The sequence below is a fragment of the Williamsia sp. M5A3_1d genome, from assembly GCF_053345315.1.
The window spans coordinates 727,556-745,905 of the sequence record NZ_JBKEZX010000003.1 but is presented as its reverse complement, the minus strand read 5'-3'; the positions used below and the strand labels follow the sequence as shown (position 1 = coordinate 745,905).

Annotated in this window: 18 protein-coding genes; 3 read left to right on the top strand and 15 right to left on the bottom strand. The window is 69.8% G+C overall.

Annotation, left to right across the window (positions count from 1 at the left end; genetic code table 11):
• Position 1: 1 nt before the first annotated feature.
• Complete coding sequence (locus ACLBW1_RS15765; protein WP_447812738.1) at positions 2-700, top strand: esterase/lipase family protein; 699 nt, start codon at positions 2-4, stop codon at positions 698-700.
• A gap of 37 nt (positions 701-737) precedes the next feature.
• Positions 738-1,424: a TetR/AcrR family transcriptional regulator gene (locus ACLBW1_RS15760; protein WP_447812737.1), complete on the top strand. Its 687-nt coding sequence runs from the start codon at positions 738-740 to the stop codon at positions 1,422-1,424.
• Between the two features lie 165 nt (positions 1,425-1,589).
• Here the strand turns inward: ACLBW1_RS15760 and ACLBW1_RS15755 are convergent, their stop codons facing one another.
• From ACLBW1_RS15755 to ACLBW1_RS15740, 4 genes are all read right to left on the bottom strand, one after another.
• The gene (locus ACLBW1_RS15755) at positions 1,590-2,438 is read right to left on the bottom strand and encodes a transglutaminase family protein (RefSeq protein ID WP_447812736.1); all 849 of its coding nucleotides are present in this window, start codon (positions 2,436-2,438) and stop codon (positions 1,590-1,592) included.
• Positions 2,435-3,421 (bottom strand): alpha-E domain-containing protein, encoded by a 987-nt coding sequence (locus ACLBW1_RS15750; protein ID WP_045823200.1) that lies wholly within the window; start codon positions 3,419-3,421, stop codon positions 2,435-2,437. Before ACLBW1_RS15750 ends, ACLBW1_RS15755 begins: the two co-directional genes overlap by 4 nt.
• Positions 3,418-5,256: a circularly permuted type 2 ATP-grasp protein gene (locus ACLBW1_RS15745; RefSeq protein WP_447812735.1), complete on the bottom strand. Its 1,839-nt coding sequence runs from the start codon at positions 5,254-5,256 to the stop codon at positions 3,418-3,420. Before ACLBW1_RS15745 ends, ACLBW1_RS15750 begins: the two co-directional genes overlap by 4 nt.
• Positions 5,257-5,349: 93 nt before the next feature.
• On the bottom strand, positions 5,350-6,483 hold the full coding sequence (locus ACLBW1_RS15740; RefSeq protein WP_447812734.1) for a sulfotransferase family protein: 1,134 nt from the start codon (positions 6,481-6,483) through the stop codon (positions 5,350-5,352).
• Between the two features lie 324 nt (positions 6,484-6,807).
• Here ACLBW1_RS15740 and rpsT point away from each other — a divergent pair, with 324 nt between their 5' ends.
• Entirely contained in the window at positions 6,808-7,068 is a 261-nt protein-coding gene (rpsT, locus tag ACLBW1_RS15735; RefSeq protein WP_447812733.1) for a 30S ribosomal protein S20, read from the top strand.
• Between the two features lie 105 nt (positions 7,069-7,173).
• On the opposite strand, the gene holA is transcribed toward rpsT, so the two are convergent.
• The 11 genes from holA to ACLBW1_RS15680 all read right to left on the bottom strand — a co-directional run bounded on the left by holA (position 7,174) and on the right by ACLBW1_RS15680 (position 18,341).
• Complete coding sequence (gene holA / locus ACLBW1_RS15730; RefSeq protein ID WP_447812992.1) at positions 7,174-8,100, bottom strand: DNA polymerase III subunit delta; 927 nt, start codon at positions 8,098-8,100, stop codon at positions 7,174-7,176.
• Positions 8,009-9,754 (bottom strand): ComEC/Rec2 family competence protein, encoded by a 1,746-nt coding sequence (locus ACLBW1_RS15725; RefSeq protein ID WP_447812732.1) that lies wholly within the window; start codon positions 9,752-9,754, stop codon positions 8,009-8,011. The genes holA and ACLBW1_RS15725 overlap by 92 nt, the downstream gene beginning before the upstream one ends.
• Entirely contained in the window at positions 9,751-10,884 is a 1,134-nt protein-coding gene (locus ACLBW1_RS15720) for a ComEA family DNA-binding protein (protein WP_447812731.1), read from the bottom strand. The genes ACLBW1_RS15725 and ACLBW1_RS15720 overlap by 4 nt, the downstream gene beginning before the upstream one ends.
• 95 nt (positions 10,885-10,979) lie before the next feature.
• Entirely contained in the window at positions 10,980-11,840 is an 861-nt protein-coding gene (locus ACLBW1_RS15715; protein ID WP_447812730.1) for a DegV family protein, read from the bottom strand.
• Positions 11,841-11,864: 24 nt separating this feature from the next.
• Positions 11,865-12,662: a diglucosylglycerate octanoyltransferase gene (gene octT, locus ACLBW1_RS15710; RefSeq protein ID WP_447812729.1), complete on the bottom strand. Its 798-nt coding sequence runs from the start codon at positions 12,660-12,662 to the stop codon at positions 11,865-11,867.
• The gene (locus ACLBW1_RS15705; protein WP_447812991.1) at positions 12,659-13,321 is read right to left on the bottom strand and encodes a histidine phosphatase family protein; all 663 of its coding nucleotides are present in this window, start codon (positions 13,319-13,321) and stop codon (positions 12,659-12,661) included. Before ACLBW1_RS15705 ends, octT begins: the two co-directional genes overlap by 4 nt.
• Positions 13,322-13,356: 35 nt before the next feature.
• The gene (gene rsfS, locus ACLBW1_RS15700) at positions 13,357-13,719 is read right to left on the bottom strand and encodes a ribosome silencing factor (RefSeq protein WP_045823206.1); all 363 of its coding nucleotides are present in this window, start codon (positions 13,717-13,719) and stop codon (positions 13,357-13,359) included.
• Positions 13,716-14,528, bottom strand: a complete 813-nt coding sequence (nadD, locus tag ACLBW1_RS15695; protein ID WP_447812990.1) for a nicotinate-nucleotide adenylyltransferase — start codon at positions 14,526-14,528, stop codon at positions 13,716-13,718. Before nadD ends, rsfS begins: the two co-directional genes overlap by 4 nt.
• A 122-nt stretch (positions 14,529-14,650) precedes the next feature.
• Entirely contained in the window at positions 14,651-16,099 is a 1,449-nt protein-coding gene (locus tag ACLBW1_RS15690) for a vWA domain-containing protein (protein WP_447812728.1), read from the bottom strand.
• The gene (locus ACLBW1_RS15685; protein ID WP_447812727.1) at positions 16,096-17,025 is read right to left on the bottom strand and encodes an AAA family ATPase; all 930 of its coding nucleotides are present in this window, start codon (positions 17,023-17,025) and stop codon (positions 16,096-16,098) included. The genes ACLBW1_RS15690 and ACLBW1_RS15685 overlap by 4 nt, the downstream gene beginning before the upstream one ends.
• The gene (locus tag ACLBW1_RS15680) at positions 17,022-18,341 is read right to left on the bottom strand and encodes a glutamate-5-semialdehyde dehydrogenase (protein ID WP_447812726.1); all 1,320 of its coding nucleotides are present in this window, start codon (positions 18,339-18,341) and stop codon (positions 17,022-17,024) included. The genes ACLBW1_RS15685 and ACLBW1_RS15680 overlap by 4 nt, the downstream gene beginning before the upstream one ends.
• Positions 18,342-18,350 lie beyond the last annotated feature (9 nt).

The following is an 18,350-nucleotide window of genomic DNA, read 5'->3' as shown; positions in this document are numbered from 1 at the left end:
CGTGCTGGTCCATGACATCGCCTCGACAACGGCCTCGATGGCGCCGTTGCGTCGTGCCCTCGAACGCGCCGGGGACTGCACCGTCAGCGTGGAGTACGGGTCGACCCCGGCTGCAGAGGCGCTACGCCGCGCCGGCGGACCACGCCTGGGCGGTCTCACCTCGCTGGAACAGTCGGGCGCCGAGCTGCTCCGATGGTTTCGATCCGACGCGGCACCCACCGGCCCGGTGACCGTCGTGGCACACGGCGCCGGCGCACTGGCAGTCCAGTACGCGCTCCAGCGCGGGATCACAGCGGAGCAGGTACGTGCGGTGGTCACCGTCGGACCGATGTGGAACGGGACCGACATCGGCGGGCTCGGCGATGTCGAACAGATCAGCCGCCGACTCGGCACCTACGACACGATCCTGCGACTGGAGCGGCCCCTCGTCGACCCGTTCTGCGCGGGCTGCCGCGAGATCGTCACCGGATCCGACTTCCTCGTGAGCCTGCGCCGCGGGGTGTTCCCGACACCCGGGGTGCGATACGGCGACATCGTCTCCCACACCGACGGACTCGTGAGCGACCCCGGTCGATCGACCGCGCCGGGAGCGGGTCTCGACATCCTGCAGGCCCACGATCCTCGCTCCACCTCCGATCATTTCGGACTTCCGGCCGATAGGCTGGTGGCGTCGCTCGTCGTCGCGCGCGTGAACAGCTGACCGGCGTCCGAAGCGTCGATGGCATCGACACCCATCAGTGGCACTGCCGCACCGCTACACGCCGGCGGGGCGATCCGGGACGGAGGACACCTACACCATGCCGTCGACCGCGAAACCGGACACCGTCGGCCCGACACCGTCGAGGATCACCCGACGCCGAGACGCGCGCTCGACGTCGGAGAAACGCACCGCCCGCCTGTCCGCCGAGGACTGGATCGACGCCGCGTTCACGCTCCTGGTCGAGGAAGGGCTCAGCGCGATCAAGATCGTGACGCTGTGCCGCAGGCTCGAGGTCACCAAGGGAAGCTTCTACTGGCATTTCGCCGACATCAACGCACTGTTCGAGGCCATGGCCGCAGCCTGGACCGCGGAGTCCGACGCCTACCTCCGCGGACTGAAGGAATTGGGCATCGCACCGCCCGCTCAACGCATCGAGGAGATGACCCGGCGACTCGTCGACCCCGGCACCTGGGCCCGTGAATCCGCGGTCCGGGAATGGGCCCGGTCGAACCCCGTCGTCGCCGCATCCGTCGCCTCGCTCGACAACCACATCCTCGAGGTCGTCGAGGAGACACTGGTCGAACTCGGACTCGCGCCCGGGGACGCGAGGATCCGGGCCGGGTTGCTCGTCTACGCCGGCATCGGGTTCGTCGAGAGTCGGGGCACCCTGCCCACCCCCACGGCCGAGGACATCCACCGCATGATCGACATCATCTTCGCCTGACCTGCAGGCGATGCCGACCGCTCACGCCAGCCGGGTGATCTCCAGACAACACCTTCTGTGGAGATCACCGCCGTACCCCGACTTCTACGCCAACCGGGTGATCTCCACTGTGACAACACCCTCTGTGACAACACCCTCTGTGGAGATCACCGCCGTACCCGACCCCTACGCCAACCGGGTGATCTCCACCACGACATCGAGGTCGGTGGCGCCTCCGCCGGTGTAGATCCCCTTGAGCGGCGGCACATCCGAGTAGTCGCGACCGATACCGACGGAGACGTGCTGTTCGTTGATCGGTACGTCGTTGGTGGGGTCGTACCCCCACCACGCTCCGGTCCACGCCTCGATCCAGGCGTGACTCTGCCCCTCGACGACCTCGTCGATCGTCGCGTCGCGATTCGGGTGCAGATAGCCCGAGACATAACGGGCGGGGATCCCGAGGCTGCGCAACATCAACAGGGTCAGGTGCGCGTAGTCCTGGCACACACCCTTGCGCTCGCTCCACGCGTCGACCGCGCTGGTGTGCACGCCGGTGGTACCCGGCACGTACTGCATCTCCGCGTTCACCCAGCTGCAGATGGCCACCACGGCGGCCTCGGGATCGAGCCCCTTGGCGAGCTTGCGGGCGGTCGCGGCGAGCGGGCGGTTGCGCGGGACGTAGTCGGTCTTGCCCAGCACCTCGTCGAACCGGTCGATCACGTACTCCGACTTCAGGTCATCCCAGTCGGTCTGCTCGGACTCACTCGGACGCTGCCCGGCCTCGGTCTCGACCACCGACGACCCCGACACCTCCAACTCCTCGTGCGGCGCATGGAGATCGAACGCCGTCACCGCGGTGCCCCAGTAGTCGGTGTAGCGATAGGACCGGGTGGCCGGGACGGTCTCGACGCGGTTGACGATGACGTTCTGCCGGTTGTCGCTGCGCGGGGTCAATCGCGCCTCGTTGTACGACGACGTCACCGGTGCGTTGTAGGCGAATCCGGTGGAATGCACGACCCGCAGGCGCCAGCTCACAGTTCACTCTCCTCGATGAAGTGCTCCTCGGCGGAGCTCGCGCGCACGTCGGCCCACGCCACATAGGGCGAGACGTGAAAATACTGCAGTGTGACAGCCTCGTTCAGGTCGCGACACGCCTCCTGCAGGGCGAGCAACCGATCCTGGAGGTCGTCGAGCAGAAGCCCCGGCTGCATGAACTCCAGTGAGCTGCGCGCACGTCCGAGAACGCGCTGGGCCTCGGCGCGGGCGCCCACACGACTGTTGGGACGGTTGTCGAGCTCCATCAACGACTGCTCGGCGAGGGTGATCGCGTGGAACACCGACCGCGGGAAGAGCCTGTCCAACAACATGAACTCGACCACGCGGCTCGCATCGAGCGCACCGCGGTAGGTGCGTAGATACGTGTCGTGAGCCCCCGCGGACCGCAGCACGGTGACCCAGGCCGGTGAACCCGACCGGTCGCCGGCTCGCGACAGCAACATCCGCACGGTCATGTCGACCCGCTCCACCGAGCGACCCAACAGCAGGTAGCGGTATCCGTCGTCGCGGCTCAACGTCGCGTCGGCGAGCCCTGCGAACATCGCCGCGCGGTTCTTCACGTACGAGAGGAACTCGTAGGGGCCGAGTTTGCGTGCCGACCGCTCGGCCTCCGACAGCCCGTTGTAGGTGGTGTTGAGGCACTCCCACATCTCACTGGAGGTGACCTCGCGTGCGCCACGGGCGTTCTCACGTCCGGCGGCGATGCAGTCGACGATCGAACCGTGGCCCTTCTTGTCGTAGGCGACGCGCTCGGTCAGCGACCACACGTCGAGCTCGACGTCGTCGTCGGGTGCCTCCATGCCCAGCACCTGCAGCACGAGGCGGCAGGTGCGGTCGGGGTTGACGGTGGCATCTTCGAGCAACTGGTGGACCGCGACGTCGAGGATGCGCGCCGTGTCGTCGGCCCGCTCCACGTATCGGCCGATCCAGTACAACGATTCGGCGTTGCGCGCCAACATCATCCGAGGACCCCCTGCGTCTGGAACTGTGTGCCGAAACGGCCCTGTTGCTGCTGTTGTTGCTGACTGCTCGCCATGACCTCGGGGCCGTGTTCGGTCTGCGTCGCCGGCGGGAGATCCTTGCCGCTGACCAGTTCCTCACCGCCGAGTTCGCGTTCGGATTCCGACGCCCGCGACGCGAGCACCCAGGTGTCCTTCGAACCGCCGCCCTGGCTCGAGTTCACCACGAGCGACCCCTCCGGCAGCGCCACCCGGGTCAGACCACCGGGAAGGACCCACACCGACTCACCGTCGTTCACCGCGAACGGCCGCAGGTCCACGTGCCGCGGCTGCAGCCGGTCGCCGATCTTGGTCGGCACCGTCGACAACTGCACCACAGGCTGCGCGATCCAACCGCGCGGGTCGGCCCGCACCTTGCGGGCCAGCACGTCGAGCTCGTCGCGCGTGGCGTCGGGTCCGAATACGATGCCGTAACCACCCGATCCCTCAACGGGTTTCACGACGAGCTCGTCGATCCGGTCGAGGACCTCGTCGCGTTCCTCGTCGAGCCAGCACCGCAGGGTGTCGACGTTACCGAGGCTGGGCTTCTCGCCCAGGTAGTACTCGATGATCTCCGGTACGTAGGTGTAGACGAGCTTGTCGTCGCCGACGCCATTGCCCACCGCGCTCGAGATCACCACGTTGCCCGCGCGTGCGGCGTTGAGCAGCCCCGCCACCCCGAGCATCGAGTCGGGCCGGAACTGCATCGGGTCGAGGAAGTCGTCGTCGATCCGGCGGTAGATGACGTCGACACGCTGTTCGCCCTGGGTGGTGCGCATGTAGACGACGTTGTCGCGGCAGAACAGGTCGCGACCCTCGACGAGTTCGACGCCCATCTGCCGCGCGAGCAGCGAGTGTTCGAAATACGCCGAGTTCGCGACACCCGGCGTGAGCACCACGACGTTGGGATCCGCCTCGTTGAACGCCGCCGAGGCGCGCAGGGCCCGCAGCAACTGGCTGGAGTAGTCGGCGACGGCACGCACCCGGTGGCTGGAGAACAGGTCCGGGAACACCCGCGCCATGGTGCGGCGGTTCTCCATCACATACGAGACGCCCGACGGCGACCGCAGATTGTCCTCCAGGACACGGAAATCGCCCTGCTCGTCGCGGATCAGGTCGATACCGGCGACGTGGATCCGCACACCGTTGGGCGGCTTGATGCCGACGGCCTGCCGGTGGAAGTGCTCACACGAGGTGACCAGGCGCTTGGGGACGACGCCGTCGCGCAGGATCTCCTGCTCCCCGTAGATGTCGTCGAGGAACATCTCCAACGCCTTCACGCGCTGGGTGATACCTCGTTCCAGCTTGGCCCATTCGGCAGCCGAGATGACGCGTGGCACAACGTCCAACGGGAACGGCCGCTCCTGACCCGACAGCGAGAACGTGATGCCCTGGTCGACGAACGCACGTCCGAGGGCGTCGACACGGTTGTTCAGGTCGGCTCGGTCCGACGGCGCGAGTGCCTTGTGGATGCCCCGGTAGGGAGTACGCACTTCGCTGTTCGCGTCGAACATCTCGTCGAAGGCGTTCTCGTACGGTCCCTTGGAGTAGCCCGAGAAGATGCCGGTCGCACCGCCGGACGATTTCGAACCCGACTTCTCGACGCGTCCGTTCTTCGGGCCGACGGACCGACGCGCCGCCGGGGCACTGCTCGGCTTGCGGTCGGGTGCGGCGATCTTGCCGGTCTTGGCCGCCGGCGATGCCTTTCTCGCACTACCGGATGCCGATGCCTTGGTCGGACGCTGTCGTGTGTCCGAGGTCCGTTTGTCGGTGTTCTCGGAGGATGTCCCGGGGCTCATAACCAACCATGTTGCCCCACATGGGCCCAGTCGGCAGGAGGTTGCCGTCGACGCGGGGTCGCGTCGCAGGTGGAAACGGTGTTTACGCGGCGGTCACCGGGCGCGGCGGCGCAACGCCACGGCGGCGGCCCTCCGTCGACCACCGCGCACCACCGACCCCACGCGCGAGCGCACCCCGCGACGCGGTGTGGGCATCGGCATCGTCGCGAGGATCCGTGCCAGCGCGGCGGCTGCCACATCGAGGGTCTCCTCCGGCGTCGGCTCCCCTGTCGCCCCGGCATCGGTGTCGGCGACGGCAGTGGCGACGACGCGGAGATCGCCGGTGTCGCCGACGATGTCGAAGCCCGCGTCCTCGACGGCGGTGATCATCGCCTCGGAACGCTCCGACGCCCACCGCGACTGAGCGGCGGTCAGGGTCCGGCCTCGGCGGTCGGGGGTGGCGAAGAGGATGTCGCCGACGAGGTGCCGCTTGACCGCCCACTCGTAGCGATTCCACGCGACGGTGTCGGGTTGCAGATGGGTGTTGAGTCGCCGCAGGAGTTCCACCTGCGCCGGGGCGAGGGCGGCGTTGCTCGGCGGCACCGGGATGTCGAGGGCGGCGCCGTCGACCCCGAGAACCGAGGTGAACCGATCCCACAGCGACGCGGGCGGGGCCGAACCGGATCGCGGCACGGTGACGAGATGGATCCGCTCGGCCGGCAGCCCGTCGCCCCATGTGCGCAGGATGCGCTCGAAATCCTGGAACTCCCAGAACGGTTCCTGGCGGTCCACCGGGTCGTGGCGAAGGGACTCGATGAACTCGCCGAGGGTGCTGGTGTGTTGGTTCTTGACGTTCTCCTGCCACACCGACGGCAGCTGACGCGCGAGGTCACGCACGGTCGCGACCACGTGGACGTCGGCGAAGTCGAGGTCGCCGAGCACCCGCCGCACCTGCTCGGAGGTGGCGGTGGCGAACAGCTCGTGCGACACCAGCGAGGTGCCCGGCCACGCGCGCATCTGGGCGACCATCCGCCCCCATGCGTCGGCGTGCGCGGGGTCGACCCAGTCGAGGTACCGCTCCGGCTGCAGGTGCACCGCGGCATGGAAATGGTCGCTGATCTCCACCCCGGGGTAGAGCAGGCCGCCGACCCGCATGGCTGTGTCGCGGTTGCGCCACAGTCGATCCTGCAGATAGGTGGTGCCGGTCTTGGGCAGGCCCACGTGGATGACGACGGTGGGACGGTTCATCGGGTCGCGAGACGAGAAGGCCGCACTGGGGTGGCAGACACCGCCGCGAAAGCGGTCGAACCCGGGGAAAAGGACATCGCAGCCGACTGTATCGGACATCACGTACCCCTCGCGGGCGCTGCTCGGACGGCTCGCGGATTTGGGCGGTCACCGCAGCGTGCGGTAATGTCCATCGCTGGTGCTCATGGCATGTCCGGCTGGTCCGGACTCGCCGACGAGAGCAGGTGAGGGATCACCACATTCTTCGCAGTACGAGACAGAGATTTCCGCAACTGATGCGCACCCCGACCGGGCGCCGCATCGAAGATCAAGAGGTAGTGACGCGTGGCAAACATCAAGTCGCAGGTGAAGCGCAACAAGACCAACGAGGTCGCCCGTCGGCGTAACCAGTCGGTCCGGTCGGCGCTGCGGACCGCACTCCGCAACTTCCGCGCGGCCATCGACGCCGGCGAGAAGGAGAAGGCGACCGAGCTGCTCGCCGCCACCGGCCGTCAGCTCGACAAGGCCGCCAGCAAGGGTGTCATCCACGCGAACCAGGCCGCCAACAAGAAGTCGGCCATGGCGCTCTCGCTCAACAAGCTCTGATTCACCCCGACGCACCCTCGCGGGTACGTCCACGGTGAGTGCAGCCCCGGATGGTCCTTCTCGGATTGTCCGGGGTTTTTCGTGTCCCGACGCACGTGGAGAGACTCAGCGGCGGGCGACCGACGGCTTGAGCTCGGCCACCTCGGCGACCGCACGCTGCAGCGCGTAATCGGCGTTGGCGGCCTGGCCCTTCACGTCACCGTTGAGCGTCGCGACCACCGACATCGCCCGCGCGATCGAGGGGGCATCCCAGGCCTGGGCCTGCGACTGCACCTTGCGTACCCGCCACGGCGGCATGCCGAGCTCTGCGGCGGCGGAGTTCGGGTCGCGACCACCCACACTCTTCACCCGGGCGATACCGTGCACGGCCTCGGCCAACGCATCGGCGAGCAACACGTGCGGGACCCCGTGGTGACCCGCCCACGCCAACGCCTCCAGCGCGCCTGCACGGTCACCGGTCACCGCGCAGTCCGCGATCTCGAACCCGGTGACCTCGGGACGACCCGAGTAGTAGGTGGCGACCGCCGCGGCATCGACCTTCCCGCCGGTGTCGGACACCAGCTGACTGCACGCGGCGGCGAGCTCACGGAGATCGGCGCGGACGGCCTCGACGACCAGGGTGACGACGTCGTTTCCCACCCGCACCCCGTGCGACGCGAACTCCTTCTTCACGAAGTCGATGCGATCACCGACCCGGGTCGAGCCCACGCAGTCGTGCGTGCGGGCACCTGCCTTGCGCAGCGCGGCGACCATCGACTTCGCCCGACCACCACCGGAGTGGACCACCACCAGTGTGATGCCTTCGGGGAGCTCTTCGGCCGCCGACGTGATCGCCGCGGCGGGCTCTTTGCCTGCCTCCCCGGCCGCCTCCACCACGACCATTCGTTCGTCGGCGAACAACGACGGACTCAGCAATTCCGCCAGTTCGTGTTCGCTGACGTCACCGGCGCGCACGCGGGTCACCGGCAGGTCCGCGCCCCCCGCCGCGGCGATCGCCTCGACGCGGACGGCGGCCGTGGCGCGTTCGACCAGGAAGTCGTCGTCGCCCAGCAGGAGATGCAGTCGGTCGCTCACGTCGGTCATGCTGCCAGACCGCCGTGACAGCGAACCACCAGCGGACAGGAACCCACCGGCGGAGAGCGGGCCACCCGCGCCGCTCCCTCGGAGGCGAACCGCGCGCCGCACGCGAGATCGCGCCGGCGGCCCAGCGCACCACCAGCACGACACCCACCACGACCGCGGCCGCCATGAGCGCGCCGACGACGCCGTCGGGAACCGTGATCGTCGCCCCGGGCGCGCGTGCGGCCACGTCGGCGACGTGGAGCATCCACCACAGTGACGGCTCGCACAGACGGATCAACACCGCCGCGGACACGGTCGACACCCCGGCCACCGCCGCGGCCACGGTCCCCAGCACGGTGATGAGCGGTACCGCGGGAGCGACCGCGATGTTGGCGAGCACTCCGACGGGCCCGATCGAACCCGAGATCATCACCACCAACGGGACGGTGACGATCTGCGCTGCCGTCGCCACCGCCAGGAGCTCGGCAAGGACGCGGGGACACCCTCGGTCGCACAACCAGGTTCGTATCGGCGGCGCGAGTGCGATGAGGCCCGCCGTCGCCGCGACCGACAACGCGAAGCCCGGGTCGACGGCCATCGCAGGCCAGATGATCAGGACACCGAGCACCGCCACCGCCAGGGCAGGCACCGCGGCGGTCCGCCGATCGGCGACGAGCGCGATCAGGGCGACGAGACCCATGAGCGCCGCGCGCACCACCGACGGCGACGGCCGCACCACCACGACGAAACAGCCGAGTACCGCCATCGTGAGCAGCGCCGCGGGCGTCCGTGGCGTGCCGCAGACCCGCAGCACGAGAAGCACCGCACCGGCGATGATCGCGAAGTTCGCACCCGACACCGCGACGAGGTGTGTCAGGCCGGCGGTACGGAACTCGTCGACGACATCGTCGGGGAGGCCCTCGGTGTCGCCCACCACCAGCCCGGGCAGCAGGCCCGATTCCGCGGCGGGCAGCTGTCGTCGGGCGAGACCCGCCAGACGCGTTCGTACCGCGGTGGCCCAGATCTGGTGTCGCGGTGGCGGAACCACCGCCTGAGGTGGGGTGGTGGCGCGCAGGGCCGCGGCGGTGAGGTCGGAGCGGTACGGACGGTCGACCGCGACGACGGCGACCGCCCGCTGACCCGGGACCAGGTCGGCCCATCCTTCCTCCGGTGCGGTCAAGGTCGCGGCGACCGGGGCACCGCCCGACCGCACCGGCGCCGCGCGCACAGCGATCCTCACCCGGGGTGGCCCCGGCCCGCGCAGGGTCCGCGCGTCGTCGACGACGGTCATCCCCGCGGTCACCTTGTGACCGACGAGTTCTGGGGCGGCCATGGGACTCGCCGCGATGTACGCCGCACGGATCGTGATCGCCGAACCGAACCCGGCGGTGATGCCCGCGGTGGCGACGAGGACCAGCAACACCTCGGCCACCGCCGGTCGGTGACCCCCGCGGCGCACGGCCACCGTCGACACACCGGCGGCGACACCACAGACCGCGGCGACCGATCCGGTCACGACCGGTGGCGCGACCACCCCGACGACGGTGACAGCCCAGCACCCCACCGCCGGGGCGATCAACCGGAGGTCGGTGACCGCGGACACGGGGTCGGGGTCGGTCGTCACCCCGCCCCGACGCTGACCCGGTCGCGGAGCTTGGCGAGGCGGCCCGGGCCGATCCCGTCGACCTCGGCGAGCTGGTCGACGGAGGTGAACCGCCCGTTGCGCGTGCGCCATTCGATGATCGCGGCCGCGGTGACGGGGCCGACGCCGGGCAGGGTGTCCAGCGCCGCCTCGTCGGCGGCGTTGAGGTCCACGACTCCCGCCGCCGATGGGCCCTCAGCCCCCGCAGAGGGCGTGCCGGCGGCGGCACCCGGCGACCGGGCACCGGGCGTCGCCGCGGTCGACGCACCACCGCCTCCGCCCGACACGACGGCGCTGCGCAATCGTGTCCCACCGGACGGATCGGCGAACCCGACGAGGATCTGATCTCCGTCGCGCACCGGCTGCGCCATGTTCAGGCTGAGGAGGTCGGCGCCCGGGCGACCGCCACCGGCGGCGGCGACGGCATCGGCGATCCGCGCGGTCGCCGACAGATGTACCAGTCCTGGCGTGCGCACCAGACCGACGACACTCACCACCACGGGGGCGCCCGCGGCGGCGGGAGCCCCCGACGACGGCGGTTGTGCAGTGCGCGAGGGGGTCCGGGCGGCGGCGCCCGGAGTGTCACGATCAGACGGTGCGGCCGCACCGGCACTGGAGGGGAACGCGACGACGGTCGGTACGTCGTCCGACGAGCCCGACACGACGGTGTACACGGTGACCACACACGCGAGTACCCCGATCACCACCAGCGCGATCGCCGCCGGTGGTGCCACCAGCAGCCCACGACGACGCCGACCACGAGGACGGGGTCGTGGGGCGGCGTCACCGATGTCGTCGTCGATGTCGGCGGACGGGTCGAGCCACCGCGGCGTCGCCGGCCGGTCCCACCGAGGTGATCGCGGGAGCTCGTCAGCGTCGAACACGTCGTCGGGACGGACCGTGCCACCGTCCGGATACCCGCCGACGCCATCGGGTTGTCGCGTCGAGACATCGGGGTGCTCTGACTGCCGCCCCGGGACGCGAACGGGGTCGTCGAGGTCGAGATCGGGTCCCGACACGACGTCGTCGCCCAACCTCGCCCACGGCGCGGTGGGAGACTGCAGGCGCGCGAGACCATCGACACGATGCGGTGACCGGGAGCTGAGTGCCATGGCATGACGCTAGGACCGACACGGCGGACTCGACGGCTCACGACGCGGCGTGACCACCTCGGCTGTGGATGGACACCCAGCTGTGGACGGATCCCTCAGACCGGGGTCTCGTACCCTTCGACCGGATCGAGTTCGGTGCTGACCACGACGCCCACGGCGCCGCTGCCGACGTGGCTGCTGAGCACCGGTCCCATGTCGGAGGTGATGACCGAGACGGTGCGGACGCGTTCGCCGATCCGGGCGACGATGTCGGCGGCCGCGTCGGGCGCCTCACAGTGCAGGACACCGATTGTGGCGGGGCGACGATGGGTCGCGGCCACGGCGGCGTCGACCAGTTTGGCGATCGCCTTGCTCAGGGTGCGTTGCCGTTCGGCGACGACCAGCGTGCCGTCGACCACCCGCAGCACCGGTTTGATCGACAGCGCCGACCCGAAGAGTTTCGTCGCCGCGCCGATCCGGCCGCTGGCGCGGAGGTTGTCGAGTTGTGCGACGCACAGCAGGGTCTCGCTGGTCGACCCGGTGCGGATGGCCGCCTCGTACACGCGGTCGAGGTCGGCTCCCGCGGCGGCGGCCTGCGCGGCGGCGATGGCCGCGAACCCGACGGCGAGACCCACCGACCGCGAGTCGACGACCCGCACCCGCCCGGGGAACTTCTCCGCGGCGACCCGCGCCGAACCCCACGTGCCGCTCAGTCGCCTGCTCATGAGGACCGCCACGACACCGTCGTCGCCGCTGTCGGCGACCGCCTGGTCGAACGCCGCGGCCAGATCGGCGGGCACGGCACCGGAGGTGGTGGTGGTCGGGTCGTTGTATATCTCGGGACCGATGTCGTCGACGTCCTCGGCCAGGTCGAGATCGCCGTTCATCACGTGCAGCGGCACCTGGCGGATGTCGTAGTGCTGACGGATCGGCGCGGGTAACCGCGCCGAGGAATCGGTCACCACCACCACGGTCACGCCGCCCAGCGTAGGGGGCGCGGCTCAGCGCGGTGTCGGCGGTGCCGACACCGTCCGATCGTCGCCCATCGCCGCGCGGACGGCGTCGGTGACGAGCGCACCGATGGCGGTGTGGCACGCGAATCCCCAGTGGATGCCGTCGGGATTGTGGTCGGCGGCGATCATCGCCAGCGGGCCGGCGTCGCGGTCCTCGGCGGCGAAGTGCGCCGCGGTCACCGGGTAGAAGTCGACCGTCGGCACCGCGTGGTCGGCCGCCCACCGCCGCATCGTGCTGGTGTGGCGCGCGCGGGCACCGTGCACGAACGCGTAGTAGGGACTGCTGTGCGTCGAGGGCAGACACAGGATGACCGGGAGATCGGGGCGCACCATCGCCAACGCGGCACGGATCTTCTCGAGGTACTCCACGGTCACCGGCGCAGGCAACGCCACCGGCCACCCCAGCGGCGACAGCAACGGCTGCAGACGCCCGTACGCGGTACGCGCCGCCTGGCGCAGCCACGACGGGCGCAGGTAGCGGATCTGCTCGCGCAGCGCGGTCGGCAACGGCGACGGCAGCGTGTCCATGCCACCGATGGCGATCACCACGACCCGGGCCGACGGGATGGCCGCCCAGATCCGCGGATCCTGGGTGATGGCCCACCAGACGTCGCGGGTGGTCCACCCGATCCGACCGAAGAGCTCCGACCGCAACCCCACCCCGTCGGCGGCGATGGTCGGCCAGATGCGCGGATCATCCGCGGGCAACCCGCCCTCGGGTCCGTAGTAGGCGAGCGAATCCGACAGCACCAGCAGGCGGTCCCGATCGCGAGGCGACTGCGTCACTGCACGGCGGCGTCGGCGACCTCCGCCGAAGCGTTCCAGACGTCCAACCGCCACACCGGGGCGTCACCGTGCCCACTGAGCTGGACCCAACTGGTGTTGGCCAGCCCACCGAAGACCGGCCACGACCGCTGCGGCAGCCCCAGCAGGCCTGCCGTCATGGCCGCGATGACCCCACCGTGGGCGACCAGCACCACCGGGTTGTCCGCGTCGGGACCACTGCCCCAGTCGGGCAAGCCGTCGACCAGTTCGGTCACGACCGGGATGGAACGCTCGGCGACGTCGACGCGGCTCTCGCCCTGCGGCGGACGCCACGTGGAGTCGTCGCGCCAGTCGCGGCGGGCCCCGGGCATCTGGTCGTCGACCTCGTGATGGGTCAGCCCCTGCCACTCCCCGAGATGGGTCTCCCGCAGTCGCCGGTCGGTGGTGATCGGCAGATCGACAACGTCGGCGAGGGCCTTCGCGGTGTCGAACGCGCGCCGCAGATCCGAGGAGATGATCTGACGCGGGGACCGCCGGGCGAGCACCCGGGCCGCCGCGCGCGCCTGGGCGACGCCGACCTCGGACAGATCGGTGTCGAGCTGACCCTGCATACGGCTCGCGGCGTTGTAGTCGGTCTGTCCGTGCCGCAACAGGATCAGGCGACGCACGACCGGGGTCATCCGCTCGGAAGAACTGTCCCCGGTGTCGGGTCCACTCACGCGAGGGTCTCGGGATCGACCACGGGGCAGTCCTTCCACAGGCTGTCGAGGGCGTAGAACTCGCGCTCCTCGCTGTGCTGGATGTGGACCACGATCTCGGAATAGTCGAGCAGGGTCCACCGGCCCTCCCGGGCACCCTCGCGGCGCAGCGGCTTGTGGCCGACCTCGCGGAGCTTCTCCTCCACCGCGTCGACGATGGCTCCCACCTGACGCTCGTTGCCCGCCGAGGCGATCACGAACAGGTCGGTGATGACAAGCTGTTCGGAGACGTCGATGATCGTGACGTTCTCGGCGAGCTTGTCGGAGGCGGCGTCGGCGGCGACCTTCGCCATCGCGAGTGCCTCGGGTGTGGCTGTCACAGGTGTCCTCTCGAAGACGGTGGAACTCGGGGTGTGTCGGTGGGGTCGGCCGCCGCGGGGTGCACGGCCGAGGGGTGGACGGCACCGTCGGGATCGGCCGACGGGCCCGACACCCCGCGCGACTCGGGGCGCGACACACGGTAGAGGCGCCGCTTGTTGATGTACTGCACGACGCCGTCGGGCACGAGGTACCAGACGGGCCGCCCCTGCGCCGCACGGTCGCGACAGTCGGTCGACGAAATCGCCAGCGCGGGAACCTCGATGAGATGCAACGCGTCGGGCGCCAGGGTCTCGAGGTGGGTGCCCAGGTGCGCGGCACCGAGTTCGTACCCCGGGCGACTGACCCCGACGAAACGCGCCAGCGCGAACAGTTCCTCCCAGTCGTGCCACGTCAGGATCGAACTGAGCGCGTCGGCACCGGTGATGAAGTACAGGTCGGAATCGGGGTGCAGCCGAGACAGGTCGCGCAGGGTGTCGACGGTGTAGGTGTCGCCCTGGCGTTCGATGTCGACGCGGCTCACCGAGAACCGCGGATTGGCGGCGGTCGCGATGACCGTCATCAGATAGCGATCCTCGGCCGGGCTGACTGCGGGGGCCACCGTGGACCCACCGTGGCGAAGCCCCCGCTCGCCCGCTGCCTTCTTGTCGCCCGCTGCGTTCTTCTCGCCCGATGACTTCTTCTCATCGGACAACTTCTGCCACGGGCGGCCGGTCGGGACGAAGATGACCTCGTCGAGAGCGAACCGGTCGGCGACCTCGTTCGCGGCGACCAGGTGCCCGTTGTGGATGGGGTCGAAGGTGCCGCCCATCACGCCGACCCGACGCCGTCGACGAGCACCGACCGGTGCGGTCGACTCGACCGGTGTGGTCGGACGGATCTCGGGCATGTCTGCGGAGTCTACGTGCCCGACCACCGGGGGAACCGACACGATCAGACCGGCAGCAGGTCGGCGATGACCTGCGCCAACTGGCGTGCGTTGCGGCATTCGTGCATCTCGATGATCGACGCGTAGTCCTGCGCGACCGAATCACCGGTGTCCCACAGCGACTCGGATTCGGGGTTCAGCCAGTAGGCGTGGCGGGCACGGTCGACCAACGTGCGCAACGCCCCGAATCGCGGGTCGTGATAGTTGTTGCGGCCGTCGCCGAGGACGAGCAGCGCGCCACGGTGGGTGAGCGACTCGATGTGGTCGTCGACGAACCCGGCGAGGGCATGCCCGTAGTCGGAATGGCCGTCGCGGGTGATCAGCCGTGCGTTGTGCAGCATCTCGGTCACCGCGGTCGAGATGTCGATGTCGTCGGGACGCCTGCTGAAGTAGTCGGTCACCTCGTCGACGGTGTCGACGAACGCGAACACCCGCACGGCCGAGAAATGCTGTCGCAGCGCGTGGACGAGCTGCAACGTGAATTGGGAGAACCCCGACACCGAGCCGGACACGTCACACAGGATGACGAGCTCCGGCCGGCCGGGGCGTGGGCGACGGAAGGTGAGGTCGATCGGTACGCCGCCGGTCGACATCGAGGCACGCAGTGTCTTGCGGATGTCGACGACACCCCGCCGTGCCCGACGGCGACGCACCTCGAGCTTCGCGGCGAGCAGACGCGCGAGCGGGTCGACGGTGCGACGCAGTTCGATCATCTCCGCGCGACCGGCGGAGAGGAACGAGATGTTCTCCGGCAACGTGGGGACGGCATACTCCCCCACACGCTCTCGACCCGACCGCTCGGTCATCCGGCGCCGCGTCTCCTCCGACACCAGATCACCGAAACGACCCACCCGGTCGGCGGCCGAACGCCGATAGCGCGGTCCCACACCACCATCCGCGTCGTCATCCGACGCCGCCGCCATGGCCGCGGCGATCCGGGCGATCAAGGTCTGCGGGCGGATCGTCGACATCGCCTGGTAGGTCGAGAACGCGTCACCACGGGTCGAGCGATAGCCGCCGATCTGGTCGACGATCAGCGAGATCAACTGCGCCAGGCGCCCGTCGTCCTCCGCGTCGCCGTCGGCGAGCATCTCGGCGACCATCTGGCGCACCGCATCGATGTCGACCGCACCGGAGTCGTCGGTGGGCAGTTCGAGGTCGGTGGTCCGCGTGCCGGTCCCCAGCGGGAACCACAGGTCGAACACCGCGTCGAACACGGGGCGCTGGGTGTGGTCGGTGACCAGCGTGCAGGCCAGTCCCTCGCGAAATCCGTTGCGGTCGAGCAGATCCAGGACCTCCGTCGCGCACGCGGCGTCGATCAACGAGGCCGGCCCCACCACGATCCCCCGGTCACGCAGGTCGTCGACGAACCCGGTGAGGTGGTCGACGAGATGAGCACCGACGTCGCCGCGGCGCGACCCACCTCGCAGGCGACCGACGAGGGGCGAGGTCATCGGTCGAGCTTCAACTCCGCCGCCGCGGCCTTCAGGTCGGGGCGGTGCTTGAGGACCACGCCCAGGGTGCGCGAGATCACCTCGTCGTCGAGCCGACCACGCGGCTTCTCCCCGATCCCCAACGCCAGCAGCGTGTTACCCCAGTCGATGGTCTCGGCCACCGACGGCTTCTTGCGCAGGTCCAGCGACCGCAGCACCCCGATCACGCGGATCATCTCGCGCGCGATCGCGTCCGACAGTCCAGGTACCCGTGAGGCGAGGATCTCGCGCTCCCGCGTCGGATCGGGGAAGTCGATGTAGAGGTACAGACACCGGCGCTTGAGCGCCTCGGAGAGTTCGCGGGTTGCGTTCGAGGTCAGCAGCACGATCGGGCGGCGCACCGCGGCAACGGTTCCCATCTCGGGGATGGTGACGGCGAAGTCGCTGAGCACCTCGAGGAGCAGCCCCTCGACGTCGACATCGGCCTTGTCCACCTCGTCGATCAGCAGCACGGTCGGGTCGGTGCGGGAGATGGCCCGCAGCAACGGCCGTGGCAGGAGGAACTCCGCGGAGAAGATGTCGGCCTTCGTCTCGTCCCACCCGCGCTGACCGGTGGACTGGATGTGCAGGATCTGCTTGGCGTGGTTCCACTCGTAGAGTGCGCGGGATTCGTCGATGCCCTCGTAACACTGCAGCCGAACGAGTTCGGCCGCCGACGTCTGCGAGATCGCCCGCGCCAGTTCGGTCTTGCCGACGCCGGCCGGACCCTCGACGAGCAGCGGCTTGCCGAGACGGTCGGCGAGGAACACCGCGGTCGCGGTGGCGGTGTCGGCGAGATAACCCGTCGCGGCGAGCCGGGTGCGGACGTCGTCGGTGTCGGTGAAGACCGGCGAGACGGCCGGGCCGCCGAGCCCGGGCGGCGTGGTGGTGGCTGAGGTGTCGGTCACGGGCGCGTCTGTCCCTGGCCCCACACAATCCACTTCGTGGAGGTGAGTTCGGGCAGACCCATCGGACCCCGCGCGTGCAGTTTCTGGGTGGAGATACCGATCTCGGCACCGAAGCCGAACTGCTCGCCGTCGGTGAACGCCGTCGACGCGTTCACCATCACCGCCGCGGCGTCGACCCGTTCGGTAAACTCGCTCGCCAGCGCGAGATCGGTGGTGACGACGGCCTCGGTGTGGCCGGTGCCGTAGCGGTCGATGTGGGCGATCGCCTCGTCGATCCCGGAGACCACCTTCACCGCGATGTCGAGGGAGAGGTACTCCTCCGACCAGTCGGCGTCGCCGGCCGGTTCCATACCCGGTTCGTCACCGTGGATCACCACGCCGTGCGCCTGTAGCGCCGAGACGAGTCTCGGTAACGCGACGTCGGCGACGGCGGCGTCGATCAGGACGGTCTCGGCGGTGTTGCAGACGCTGGGCCTACGCGTCTTGGAGTTCACGACGATGCTCTCGGCGACATCGAGATCCGCCGACGCCGTGACGTAGACGTGACAGTTGCCGGTACCGGTCTCGATCGTCGGCACGGTCGCGTCGCGCACCACGGCGTCGATGAGACCTGCTCCGCCGCGGGGGATCACGACGTCGACGAGCCCACGGGCCCGGATCAGCGCGGTGACACTCGCGCGGTCGTCCGACGACAGCAACGACACGATGTCGGCGGGTAGACCGGCGCGGATGAGCACCTCGCGCAGGATGCCCACCAAGGCGGCGTTCGACCGCGCCGCCGACGAGGATCCGCGCAGCAGCACGGCGTTACCCGATTTCAGGGCGATACCGAAAGCGTCCACGGTGACGTTCGGACGTGCTTCGTAGACCATGCCGATCACGCCGAGCGGGACCCGGACCTGACGCAGCATCAGCCCGTTGGGCAGCGTCTTGCCCGTCACCACGTCGCCGACGGGGTCGGGCAGGGTCGCGACCTGACGCAGGCCGTCGGCGATCGCCTCGACCCGCGCCTCGGTCAGCCGGAGCCGGTCGAGCAGGCTGTCGGCGGTCCCGGCGGCGCGGGCGCGGTCGATGTCGTGGGCGTTCGCGGCGAGGATCTCGGCGGTCCGTGCGCGGAGTTCGTCGGCCGCGGCGAGCAGCACACCGTTCTTGGTCGTCGTGGTCTGGCGGGCGAGCACCCGTGCGGCCGCCTTCGCGGCGCCGGCCGCGGCGTGCACGGCGGCGGTGATCGGATCACCGGCGTCGGCCACCGACGGTGTCGTCGCGGGCGGGCCGGTGGGGCGGGCGACCGCGGCGTCGGCGGTGGGTGCGCTCATCGCACAAGC